The organism is Spirosoma sordidisoli (assembly GCF_004138325.1).
GTDB classification, from domain to species: Bacteria; Bacteroidota; Bacteroidia; order Cytophagales; family Spirosomataceae; genus Spirosoma; species Spirosoma sordidisoli.
Genome location: NZ_SBLB01000017.1, coordinates 40,338 through 51,899, shown reverse-complemented (window position 1 = coordinate 51,899; position 11,562 = coordinate 40,338). Strand labels below are relative to the sequence as shown.

At 54.9% G+C, this 11,562-nt stretch carries 7 protein-coding genes and 1 rRNA gene; 7 read left to right on the top strand and 1 reads right to left on the bottom strand.

Annotated features, from left to right (window positions below; all coding sequences use genetic code 11):
* Nucleotides 1-150 precede the first annotated feature (150 nt).
* The 5 genes from rrf (at nucleotide 151) to EQG79_RS30525 (ending at nucleotide 4,645) form a co-directional block, all read left to right on the top strand.
* Nucleotides 151-261, top strand: a 5S ribosomal RNA gene (gene rrf / locus EQG79_RS30545).
* A 108-nt stretch (nucleotides 262-369) separates the two neighbouring features.
* Nucleotides 370-849, top strand: coding sequence for a (2Fe-2S)-binding protein (locus EQG79_RS30540; protein WP_077921604.1), 480 nt, complete (start codon nucleotides 370-372; stop codon nucleotides 847-849).
* Between the two features lie 2 nt (nucleotides 850-851).
* Entirely contained in the window at nucleotides 852-3,017 is a 2,166-nt protein-coding gene (locus EQG79_RS30535; protein ID WP_129606998.1) for a xanthine dehydrogenase family protein molybdopterin-binding subunit, read from the top strand.
* Nucleotides 3,018-3,208: 191 nt separating this feature from the next.
* On the top strand, nucleotides 3,209-3,910 hold the full coding sequence (locus EQG79_RS30530; protein WP_129606996.1) for a hypothetical protein: 702 nt from the start codon (nucleotides 3,209-3,211) through the stop codon (nucleotides 3,908-3,910).
* A gap of 141 nt (nucleotides 3,911-4,051) precedes the next feature.
* The gene (locus tag EQG79_RS30525) at nucleotides 4,052-4,645 is read left to right on the top strand and encodes a YbhB/YbcL family Raf kinase inhibitor-like protein (RefSeq protein WP_077921599.1); all 594 of its coding nucleotides are present in this window, start codon (nucleotides 4,052-4,054) and stop codon (nucleotides 4,643-4,645) included.
* 18 nt (nucleotides 4,646-4,663) lie between these two features.
* Here the strand turns inward: EQG79_RS30525 and EQG79_RS30520 are convergent, their stop codons facing one another.
* Nucleotides 4,664-5,401, bottom strand: a complete 738-nt coding sequence (locus EQG79_RS30520; protein ID WP_077921597.1) for a DUF2490 domain-containing protein — start codon at nucleotides 5,399-5,401, stop codon at nucleotides 4,664-4,666.
* A gap of 200 nt (nucleotides 5,402-5,601) precedes the next feature.
* On the opposite strand from EQG79_RS30520, the gene EQG79_RS30515 reads away from it, so the two are divergent.
* Together EQG79_RS30515 and EQG79_RS30510 are read left to right on the top strand one after the other, a co-directional pair.
* Entirely contained in the window at nucleotides 5,602-8,457 is a 2,856-nt protein-coding gene (locus tag EQG79_RS30515) for a TonB-dependent receptor (protein WP_077921596.1), read from the top strand.
* A gap of 230 nt (nucleotides 8,458-8,687) precedes the next feature.
* Nucleotides 8,688-11,561: a TonB-dependent receptor domain-containing protein gene (locus EQG79_RS30510; RefSeq protein WP_129606994.1), complete on the top strand. Its 2,874-nt coding sequence runs from the start codon at nucleotides 8,688-8,690 to the stop codon at nucleotides 11,559-11,561.
* Nucleotide 11,562: the final 1 nt, after the last annotated feature.

Below are 11,562 nucleotides of genomic sequence, written 5' to 3'. Positions count from 1 at the left end.
CCGTACTAATGGCCCCGGACGCGTGTGCTTCGCTTTGTCTGGTACTATAGTGGCTATTGTTTTCTGGTTTTCCTGTGGGGAAAAAGACTTGAGCTATCTGATCGAGCCGGTCCCGTGAGGGGATGGTGTCGATCGACGAACAACAAGCAGGTTGGTGCTGGTAAGGCGGGTGAACACCTCTTCCATTCCGAACAGAGCCGTTAAGCCCCGTACTGCCGATGGTACTGCTGTCACAAGTGGGAGAGTAGGAAGGTGCCACCTGCTGTTATTAAACGCGAAAGCCGTTACCCGATCCGGGTGACGGCTTTTTGCATGTTTATACGGCCTACATTTTGTAACTTGGAGCACTCATCTAAGTTATCTCAATCAATGGCTGTCTTCAACCTTAAAATCAATGGTCGCGCCTATCGCGCTGACGTTGATCCCGATACTCCATTACTATGGGTATTGCGCGATTCTTTCGGATTGGTCGGTACTAAGTACGGTTGTGGCATTGCTCAATGCGGAGCCTGTACCGTTCATGTTGATGGTGAAGCAACGCGTTCCTGTGTGCTGCCCGTTTCGGCAGTAGCTACGGCTAAAATAACAACGATTGAAGGCTTGTCGCCCACGGGCGACCATCCGGTGCAACGAGCCTGGAACGAGATTGACGTGCCCCAATGCGGCTACTGCCAGGCAGGGCAGATCATGACCGCGGCTGCGTTGCTGAAGCGTAACCCTACCCCTTCTCAGGCCGACATCGATGCTACGATGTCTGGAAACATCTGCCGGTGTGGCACGTACCATCGGATTCGGGAGGCTGTCAGCGTGGCTGCCCGAATGACCCCCACGGTTAAAACCAAGAAATAGTTATGACCGCATCAACCAATAAAAGCAGACGAAATTTCCTGAAGATAGCCGCAGCCGCCGGGGGGGGTTTGCTGGTTGGTTTCAACTGGTTCGAGTCAGAAGGAGCGGCTGTTGCTGTAGAGACGGCTACCGGAAGCGGGCTGGCTGGAAATACCTTCAACAGCTACCTGTCCATAAACCCGCAGGGTACCATTACCATTTTATCGCCAAACCCCGAGGTTGGGCAGGGCATAAAAACCGCGTTTCCGATCATCGTTGCCGAAGAGCTGGACGCAGACTGGACAAAAGTTGTTGTAGAGCAGGCGCCCCTGGATACGAAAAAGTTTGAACGGCAGGTGGCCGGCGGAAGCGGGTCTATTCCGCATTCGTGGAAACGACTGCGTACGGCCGGCGCTACGGCCCGCCAGATGCTGCTCGAGGCTGGCGCCAAACGCTGGAATGTGCCTGCTGCCGAATGCACGACCGAAAAAGGGTTTGTTCTGCACGCGGCCACGAAACGGAAGCTAAGCTACGGTGAGCTGGCCAATGAAGCCGCACAGCTCCCTGTACCTGCCGAAGTGAAGCTCAAAGACCCGGCCGATTTCAAACTTATTGGAAGCACGGTCAAAAACGTCGATAATCCGGGTATCATAACGGGAAAACCCTTGTTCGGTATGGATTTCTACCGGGAGGGTATGCTGTTCGCTATGATGCAGCGGCCCGGTTTCGGCCACAAGCTGAAGTCGATACGTAACACTACCACCATCAAGGCCATGCCCGGCATTACCGATGTCCTAACCATTGGCGATACGGTGGCTATTGTTGGGAAATCAACCTGGCAGGTTCGCAAGGCGAAAGACGCTCTGCAGATCGACTGGGAAAAGACCGATAGTGTGGAAAGCACAGCCGATCATAACCGGTTGTTCAGGGAATTGCTGGATAGCAAGGAGGCAACCGTTCGGCGGAAGGACGGCGATGTGGATGCCGCCTTTGCTTCAGCCGCCAAAGTGGTGAAGGCCGAGTACCAGTGCCCGTTTCTGCCGCACAGCCCCCTGGAGCCGATGAATTTTTTCGCGCATGTGCGCCCGGATGGGGCTGAGCTGGTAGGACCTACGCAAACGCCGGAACTGGCTCGTAATGAAACCGCCAAGCTCTTGGGTATTTCTCCCGACGCCGTCAGTGTTCAGCTTACCCGGATGGGGGGCGGCTTTGGGCGTCGGCTGAAAGCCGATTACGTGCTCGAAGCCGTACAGGTTTCCCAGCAGGTCAAAGCCCCTGTCAAGCTGATCTGGACGCGTGAAGACGATATGACGGGCGGCAGCTACCGCCCGGCTGTTCGGTATCGTTTTGAAGCGGCTCTGGACGCCCAGGGTACTATGATCGGTTATAAACTGCGGGGCGTTAGTATCAAAGCCGGTAATCCTACCCGTGAGGATAACTTCCCGGCGGGGGCGGTCGACAATCTGCTGATCGATAGTGTCGATTATGTAAAGTCGCCGATAACGACAGGCCCGTGGCGGGCGCCCATTACCAACTTCCTGGCCTTTGCAGAGCAATCGTTTCTGGATGAGGTGGCCCAGGCTGCCGGAAAAGATCCGGTAGCGTTCCGGCTGGCGTTGCTGGAGAAGGCAAAGCAAAAACCGGCTGGTGCCATTAAGTACGACATCGACCGCATGAAGGGGGTTATTGAACTGGCCGCCGAGAAATCCGGCTGGGGCAAGAAGAAGGGCGCCGATGGTAAACCCGTCGCCCAGGGTTTCAGCGTGTATTTTTCGCACCGGTCCTACGTAGCCCAGGTGGGCGAAGTAGTCATGCAGAAAGGCCGCCCGGTGCTACAGAAGATCTATTCAGCCGCCGACTGCGGTATTGTCGTGAACCAGAGCGGAGCCCGGCAGCAGGTGACCGGCTGTATCGTTGATGGTATAGGCCATGCCATGTATGGCAACCTGACCTTTAAGGAGGGCGTTCCGGAGCAGAAGAACTTCAATGAATACCGGATCATTCGGCTGAACGAAATTCCGGAAGTAGAAGTCCATTTTGTCAATAATACCATCGAGCCGACGGGCCTGGGAGAGCCTTCGCTGCCCCCGGCCGGGGCAGCGGTGGCCAATGCTATATTCAAGGCTACAGGCAAGCGACTCCGTAATCAGCCATTCGTAGAGGAAGAAGCACTGAAAGGGCTTTCCTGATCCCGGAAAAGGAGGAGTACCCCCAGTATTGAGCCGTTGAAAACAAGGCTGTCGGATGAGTGAATTTATTCGTCTACCAGCTTTGTTTTCAGCGGCTTAGTCTGTATATTTACCTTCCTTATTTCAATCAACAACCTTACTAATGAATGTCGTTAACTGACTCAGCGTCAGGGAAACGGCTTCTCAACCGCATGAAGCGAGGACGTTTAAATCCAAACCAACTTCAGATTGATTTTCTGGCGGCCTACCGGCAGACGCTGATTAGTCTCGGGAGTGTCGATAACCTGCCCGTGAACGAGAGTTTGTTCATGCGGATGACTGATCAATGGGAAAGTACCCGGGTAATACCCGCCGATCTTTTGTTCCGGAAGAGCCCGGTCGAAGCCGTTGTCTTTCGTTTACAAAAGCTGGATCGTGACAACGGAACGAACAGGCTCCGTTTTCCGGATGAGTTGATTGCCGGCGAGATTCGGGGTGAGCAGGGGCTAACGGGCTTTTCTGCCAAGTTTCGTGATCAGGGCTGGGTCATTCTGCCCGCCGAGCTGTCGGCCATGTACAAAAATCTGTTTCTGAATATCCTTACTGCCTCTATCGGGCTGGAGCACCTGTTCCCGTCGCGTACGGCCCTGCTGGCAGAAGCCGAGCGTGTGGCGCTGGCGGCCCTGCTGCCGGAAGAAGAAGTACGCAAATTTTTCGGACTTCGGCTTTCCAAATTTCCGGACTCGTTCCGCAGCGAGGTGTCGAATTACTTCAACCTGCCTTTTGATTACGTACTGAAACGGGCCAATCACCTGGATCTGGTATCGGAGCAGGTCATGGAAGAGACCCGAAGCAATACGCAGTCGGTTCGGTCCGGGCCCCTGCGTCGGCCGCAGAGCAGCCGGGCTGCATAGGTACAGTCCTTGTTCAGACCGAAAAACGGCGGTTAGGTACGCTGGATAAATGCCTGTATTCGTGGTGGTCAGACCGAAAAATTAACAAACTTTACTTTATTTAGCCGGTTAGATACGTGAACGTACTTAACCGGCATTTTTATGCGCCTTCTGTTACGGATCTTATTGGGAGTCGTTGTTGTGTCAGGGCTCCTGGCTATTGGTCTCCATTTTTATGCCAGAAGTAAGCGGACTCAGGAAACGGACTATCATCTGACTCTCAAGAAGACGCTGACCGTAACCAGTAGTTCATTTCCGCCCGGGGGCGATATGCCCGTTAACTGCACCTGTAAAGGACAGGAAGTATCGCCAGCACTAAACTGGGACAGTGATATCCCCGGCATAGAATCCTACGTTATTCTTACCACCGACTACGACGTGCCGACCCCGGCTTTTCCGTTATTCAACCTATCGCACTGGGTAGTGTATAATTTGCCAGACGTGGTGCATAGCCTGCCCGAGGGGGTTAGCGCCGAGCAGATGCGTATGCTGGGCGGAAAAACCGGGAAAAACGGCGCAGGTGCCCTCGCCTACATTGGTCCCTGTCCGCCAGTGGGCCGCCATGCCTACATTTTCCGGGTATACGCCCTCGATCAGGCCCTGACGTTCGAGGAGACTCCTGACAAACAGGCGGTGCTGAACGCGATGAAGGGGCATGTGCTGGCCTATGGCGAATTGACCGGCTATTTCCAGTAGTTCACTCCTCGAACGGCCCTACGGCTGCCTGCGTACATCCAATGTATGGAAGACAAATAGCCGTAGCGTGTGGTTGTTTACGTACGTATTACCCGAGGGTTGCTGAATGAACTGGTTCATATAGCCCAACTGACCCAGCAGATGCTTGCTAAACGGGTACGACATGCCCACAAAGAACCGATTCTGATCGAAGGTGTTCGCTACAATCTGCTTGCCGAAATTGAGAAACGCTTCGTTTTGAACAACGAAGTTAGGTACGTGTGGCTGGATGGTTTCGCCTTTAAGCGGAATCTGTAGCATGAGGTTATACCGCAGGCGCCAGTTGAAACCGTATCCGTCGCCTAGCTGATCGCCGTTGATGCGGTGATTGTACCGTTGCTCGGCCCGTATCCATTGCAGTAGATTTAGCCGGCCCGAACGGCCCGTCCACCAGATTTGCTGCCAGGGCCGATGTTCGGGGCGGATAATACCGCTGGGCGACAGATAAGACCCCACATAGGCGTAGCCAGCCGTCAGCCGCAGGTTGTCAGCGAGGAAGTATGTCGCACCAGCCCGCACCAGATTCTGGTTCGCACGATCCGCAAAATCGGTACGGCGATGATGAAGATCGACCCAAAGTCCCCAATGGGTGCTGAAGCGGGTCTGGTTGAAGTAGCCGAGCCAGGTGCCCTGCTGCGGGTTGACGATCTTAACTGACTGACCGGTAGCAATGGTGTACAAAAAGAAGAGTGATACAAGTAGTACTGATTTCTTCATAAAAAAACAGGCAATGAATAGAATTGACTGATTCCGTTTCAATCTATCCTTTAATAAAGATTTAAAGGCCCCCATTTGGAAGGGTGGGTAAGTTACTAGTTTATTTGTATAAATCCACTAATCCAATAGATTATAAGCACTAATAGTCTATCTACAACCGGGAGTAGTAGGAGAATACAGCAAGACACATAGTATCAAGCATGAAGAATCGTTTATTAGCTGCGCACCTTATCATATTGGTCGTGCTGGCATCGTTCCGGGCTGTTGCTCAGGACGATCTTATTCTGCTGTCGGGGCGGGTCGATGACAGCGACACCCGGCAGCCTATACCGGGTGCTGGCGTACTGATCAAGAACACCGTTGCTGGTACTATTACCAACGATCAGGGTGAGTTTACGCTCAAAACAAGAGTAAAGTTTCCGTTTACGCTGGTATTCCAGGTGATTGGCTATGCCCCCAAAGAAATTGTTGTTGAACGGCCCACGGATAAGATCAGCGTATCCCTCAATACGCAGGCGATACTGGGGAACGAGGTGGTCGTAACGGCCTCCCGGATCGAAGAAAGCATACTGAAGTCGCCCGTGGCGGTTGAGAAGCTCAATCTGCGGGTTTTGAAAGAAAGCCCTGCTCCGAGCTTTTACGATGCGCTCGAAAACGTAAAAGGCGTACAGATGACTACCTCCAGTCTGACGTTCAAAGTGCCGAACACCCGCGGCTTCAATATTCCGAACAATTTCCGGTTCATGCAGCTCGTCGATGGCGTCGACATGCAGGCCGCCACGCTGGGGGTGCCGCTCGGTAACGCCATCGGGCCAACGGAGCTGGATATCGAAAGTGTTGAGATCACACCCGGTGCGGCTTCGGCTCTGTACGGCATGAACGCCATTAACGGGCTAGCCAACCTGTTGACCAAAAGCCCTTTTCAGTACCAGGGCGTGAGTTTGTATCAAAAAACAGGGGTCAACCATATCGACGGAATCGATCGGGACCCCTCGATCCTGACCGAATCGGCCGTGCGGATCGCCAAAGCATTTAATAATCGCTTCGCCTTTAAGCTGAACTTCAGCTATTTGCAGGGAACCGACTGGCTGGCTAATAACCAGACCGACCAGAATCCTCAACCGCTCAATACGGCAAATCCCCGTTTCCCGGAGCTATCGGGAGCCAGCAACCCCGCCCGCGACTTGTGGAATCAGTATGGAGACGACGGACAAGCCCGGGTAGCCATTACGATTCCCTATAACGGTCGGAACGAAACCTTCAACGTGAGCCGGACTGGTTATCTGGAGCGGGACCTGGTGAACCCCCGGGTGCGTAACCTGAAATTTGACGGGAGTCTGCATTACCGGCTCAACGACCGGGTAGAGGTTCAGTACGGCTATCGGTACGGGCTGATGGATGGGATTTTTCAGCGGGGCAACCGTATTCAGCTGACGGGCGTAACGGTACAAAACCACAAGCTCGAGCTACGCAGTACCGATCTGGTGGTTCGGGCGTATGTGCTGTCTGAAAACACGGGACAGTCGTATAACCTGAACCCGCTGGCCTACAACCTGGACCTGAACAACGGCACCAACGCCGTCTGGGGTGCCAAATTCCGAACGGAGTTGCTGGCACAGGTCAACAGCGGTACCAACCTGGCAACGGCTATGCAACTGGCCCGCGTAGCCGCCGACCGGGGCCGCGTAGAACCCGGAACAGCCGCCTTCGAGTCGCTGAAGCAAACCATTGTCAATACCAACAACTGGGATATAGGCTCTATCATTCCGGGAGCGCCGGCAACGGGTGGGGCCGCACTCTGGCAGCAAAGCCGCACCTACCATAGCGATATTCAGTACAACCTAAGCCAGCGCATCAAATTTGCGGAGGTACTGGTTGGAGCCGATTACCGGCGTTATGAAGTCATTCCGGACGGTAACAACTTTGTCGATTTCTCGAAGCCGATCGAGCAGCGGACAACACCCGGCGGAGCGAACCAGATTTATACGAAATACGGCGCGTTCGTATCGGCCACCAAACTGCTGCTGGCCGACCGGCTGAAAGTAGCCGCTTCCCTGCGGGTCGATAACAATCCGGAATTTTCGCCAAAGGTGAATCCACGGCTGGCCCTTGTTTATACGGCTGCCGAGCGGCATAATTTCCGGTTTACGTACCAGAATGGGTTCCGCTTTCCGTCGTTATTCGAAGCACTGTCTTACGTAAACAACAGCAACGTTCGGCGCGTGGGCGGGTTGGCCCGGGTTAACGAAGGACTGGGCTTCCTGGAAAACTCGTATACACTGGCATCGCTGAACAACTTCAATGCAGCCGTAAATACCGATGTGGCTGCCGGCTCAACGCGAAATGCCGCAGCGCTGAGAAATCGGGGATTGCTTCAGGTGGCCAACCTGTCGCCGTCGCAGCCTGAACATATCAACTCGTTAGAAGTAGGGTACAAGAGCGTACTGCTCAACAACCGGCTGGCCATTGATGGGGAGGCTTACTACAACTCGTACCAGGATTTTCTGGGACAGGTTGAGGTGGCGGTACCGACTACCGGCCGGGTTGGTACCGATGCATCGGTGCTCGATATGCTGACTCGCGCCAACCAGGTCCGGTACCGCGTGTATACGAATGCCAAGAACACCTACCGCAGCTACGGCGCAGCGCTGGGCATTACCTACAACTTCTACCGTAAATTCACGTCGTCGGGTAATGTGAACTACAACAATATTGCTGGCAACGACAACCCCGATATTTTCGTGACGGGCTTTAACACGCCCAGGTACGTTGCCAACGTCAGTATCGGAAACCGGGAAGTGGCTAAGAACCTAGGCTTCAACGTGGTATGGCGCTGGCAGGATAGTTTCCTGTGGCAAAGTCCGCTGGCCAACGGTACCATACCGGCCTACCATACGGTTGATGCGCAGATGACCTATAAAGTGCCTCAACCCGCTTTGTCGTTCAAGCTGGGCGCATCGAATCTGTTTAACAACCGGTATATTCAGTACGCGGCCGGACCAACTATTGGCGGACTCTATTATCTGGCTATTACCTACGACGTAACACGTTTCTAGCTGACTGATTGCCAGAGGGGCTCCGGGTGTTTGTCTGTTGAGAACAGACATCCGGGGCTTTTTTGTTTTCGTGCTGCCGGGTGAGGTACTTAATCCGGTTACAGGACCCGGTTTTGTCCCCTGATCGGGTTCAAAAAAATGCGGCTTCGTAGCTCCGTTAGCTTAAACAGCGTCTAACTAGTTAACTTTGCTTCTGTCAAACGGAAGTAAAGCTTTACCAACGCATCTATATGAAACACATTTCTTTTTCTTTTATACTTATACTGGCTTTGTCGGTAACTAGCTGGGCACAAACGATTTTGTCGGGGCAGGTTACCGATGCCAACGACCAGCCCCTGGCTGGGGTGACTGTGCTGATTCGGGGTACCACCACCGGAACCGTAACCCAGGCCGACGGTCGGTTTTCGCTTTCGACGGATAAGGAGCTTCCCTTTACCCTGAGTGTCTCGTTCATTGGCTACCGGCGCGAAGAGGTTGTTGTTCGTGGAAATAACTTCAGAGCTATCGACGTAAAACTGGCTGAGGAAGCCATCACGGCCGATGAAGTAGTGGTATCGGCCAGTCGGGTGCCTGAAGACATCCGCAAAGCGCCCGTAACGGTCGAGAAGCTGGGGGCGCGGCAGTTTGCCAACTCGCCCGCTGCCAACCCCTTCGATGCGCTCCAGAACGTAAAAGGCGTGGACCTGCTTACCCAAAGTCTGACGTTCAAGTCGGTCAACGTGCGCGGGTTTGGGGCTAACAATAACAACCGGTTCGTGCAGCTCACCGATGGGATGGACAACCGATCGCCGGGGCTGGGGTTTGGCTTTGGCAGTGTAGCCGGCATTTCTGACCTCGATATCGAAAGCATTGAGCTGATTCCGGGGGCCTCGTCGGCCCTGTACGGGCCGGATGCGCTCCAGGGGCTGATGCTGACCTCCAGCAAGAACCCGTTTACCTACCAGGGACTGAGTGCACAGATGAAAGTAGGCCTCAATAACGTAGGCAAATCCAATTTCGGCCCCAAAGGCTACATCGACATGGCCGTCCGCTACGCGAAACAGGTCGGAACGCGGTTTGCCTACAAGGTGAATTTTCAGCGGGTGAGCGGCACCGATTTCATTGCCGACGATTACGACGACCGATCAACCAGCGCCCGAACCGGCTTCTTCAGCACCGATGCCGGACAGGGGGGCGTTGCCACGGGGATTGCCTACGTGCCCAACAATAACCCTAACACAAACTTCGAATACGACGGAGTCAATATATACGGCGACGACATCAACAACGCGGGCGCCTTCCGGTTTCCGGCCAACTACGGGAATGCGGCCCTGCAGGGTAAACTGGTTACCCGAACGGGCTATACCGAGCTGGATCTGCTGGGTAACTACGGTCGCGTTTATAACAACCGGGCCAACATATCGCTGCATTACAAAGTAGGCCGGAATATGGAAGCGTCGGTGGGTTGGTACTACGGCAACGGCAACTTTATCCGGACGGCTGGTTTCCGCGAATACTTCCCGGATTACCGGCGGCACCAGTTCAAGGCCGAACTGCGGGGCGACAACTTCTTTCTGCGGGCCTATACCACCCAGCAGCGCGCCGAAGGCTGGAACATTGGTCAAACGGCCCGGATCATCAATACTATCTGGAAACCGATCAGCCAGTGGGCCGACGAGTTTGGACAGGCTTACGTCGAGAACAAAGTAAGCATCCAGGAAGCGCGGGCGGTGGCTGATCGGGGCCGGTATCTGCCGGGTTCGTCGGACTTTCGGTTTGTGCGCGACGGCATTACCAGCGTCTACAATAACGAGCGTATCGCCTTGCTGAACACGACCGGAACCCGCTTCCGGGACAACTCGCAGCTGTTCCACTACGAAGGCATGTACAACTTCTCCCAACTGCTAAACGGCGTCGTTGACGTGATTGCCGGGTCGAGTTTGCGCCGGTTCCTGCTCGAATCGGGCGGAACGGCTTTCCCGCGCCGGCCCGACGGATCAGAATATACCATCAACGAATTCGGTGCCTACGTGCAGGCGTCGAAGGAGGTGGGCTTTGGAACAGGCCCCGACCGGCTGACGATAAAGCCTACGGTGGCGGTGCGCTATGATAAGAACCAGTACCTGCAGGGTGGTTTTACGCCCAGAGCGTCGGCGGTGGTGAGTGCTGGCGTACATAACGTACGGGCGTCGTGGCAGTCGGCGTTCCGGAACCCCGCCCCGGGGCAGCTGTTCGCCATTTCGCCAACGGGACAGGCGGGTGAGGTTGGCGGATTACCCCAGGCCTATAACGGAGCCGGACTGAACACCAACCCCGGCTATCTGCAGGTTGAAGTAACGCCCTATCAGAGCACTACGGGAGCCGCCGTGCCGCAGCCGTTCATCATCGATCCGACGCAGTTCACGACCGAAAAAATCAAGACCTGGGAGGTTGGTTACAAAACCCTGATCAGCAATCGGTTCTATGTCGATGCTTTCTACTTTTCGAGCCGCTACTCTGACTTCATTGCCGCCCAGAACGTATTCCAGCTTCTGACGCCGGGTGCCGATGTCAGCGCCTTACTGACGCCGACCAATTACCGGACGCTGCAGGTCAACTTCAACAACAGGAACGAAATTTTTGTGCGCGGGGCCGGTATTGGTCTCGAATACGGGCTTGGCCGGGGCTATACCCTCAGCGGCAACTACGCTTACCAGACCGGGCTGATTACGCTACGCGACGCCCGCGGTGCTATCCGCAACGACCGGGCAGGGGTGCCGGTCGTAAAGCGGAAGATGAGTAACCCGGAAGTGTCGCAGCTGGGGCGTAACTTCTTTATCTCGCCCGAGAACCGGTATAACATCAGCCTGGCCAACCCCCGCCTGACCGATCGGCTGGGGGCTACGCTTACCTACCGCTGGACCGACCGGACGTGGGTGGAGCAGGGGACTACAGCGGGCGATGTCTGGCTGCCTTCGTGGAGCAGCGTCGATGCGCAGGTCAGCTACCGGGTGCCTGCGTTTAAGTCGGTCGTAAAGCTGGGCGGTACCAATATCTTCAACCAGTATTACGCGCAGGGCTACGGTCTGGCCCGGATCGGTGGGTTATACTACCTCAGTATCACCTTCGATGAGTTGATGCGGTAAC

What these genes read in the sequence shown, in the direction of transcription:
- EQG79_RS30540 (WP_077921604.1), top strand. Translation starts at nt 370, where the DNA reads ATGGCTGTCTTCAACCTTAAAATCAATGGTCGCGCCTATCGCGCTGAC.
- EQG79_RS30535 (WP_129606998.1), top strand. Translation starts at nt 852, where the DNA reads ATGACCGCATCAACCAATAAAAGCAGACGAAATTTCCTGAAGATAGCC.
- EQG79_RS30530 (WP_129606996.1), top strand. Translation starts at nt 3,209, where the DNA reads ATGAAGCGAGGACGTTTAAATCCAAACCAACTTCAGATTGATTTTCTG.
- EQG79_RS30525 (WP_077921599.1), top strand. Translation starts at nt 4,052, where the DNA reads ATGCGCCTTCTGTTACGGATCTTATTGGGAGTCGTTGTTGTGTCAGGG.
- EQG79_RS30520 (WP_077921597.1), bottom strand. Translation starts at nt 5,401, where the DNA reads ATGAAGAAATCAGTACTACTTGTATCACTCTTCTTTTTGTACACCATT.
- EQG79_RS30515 (WP_077921596.1), top strand. Translation starts at nt 5,602, where the DNA reads ATGAAGAATCGTTTATTAGCTGCGCACCTTATCATATTGGTCGTGCTG.
- EQG79_RS30510 (WP_129606994.1), top strand. Translation starts at nt 8,688, where the DNA reads ATGAAACACATTTCTTTTTCTTTTATACTTATACTGGCTTTGTCGGTA.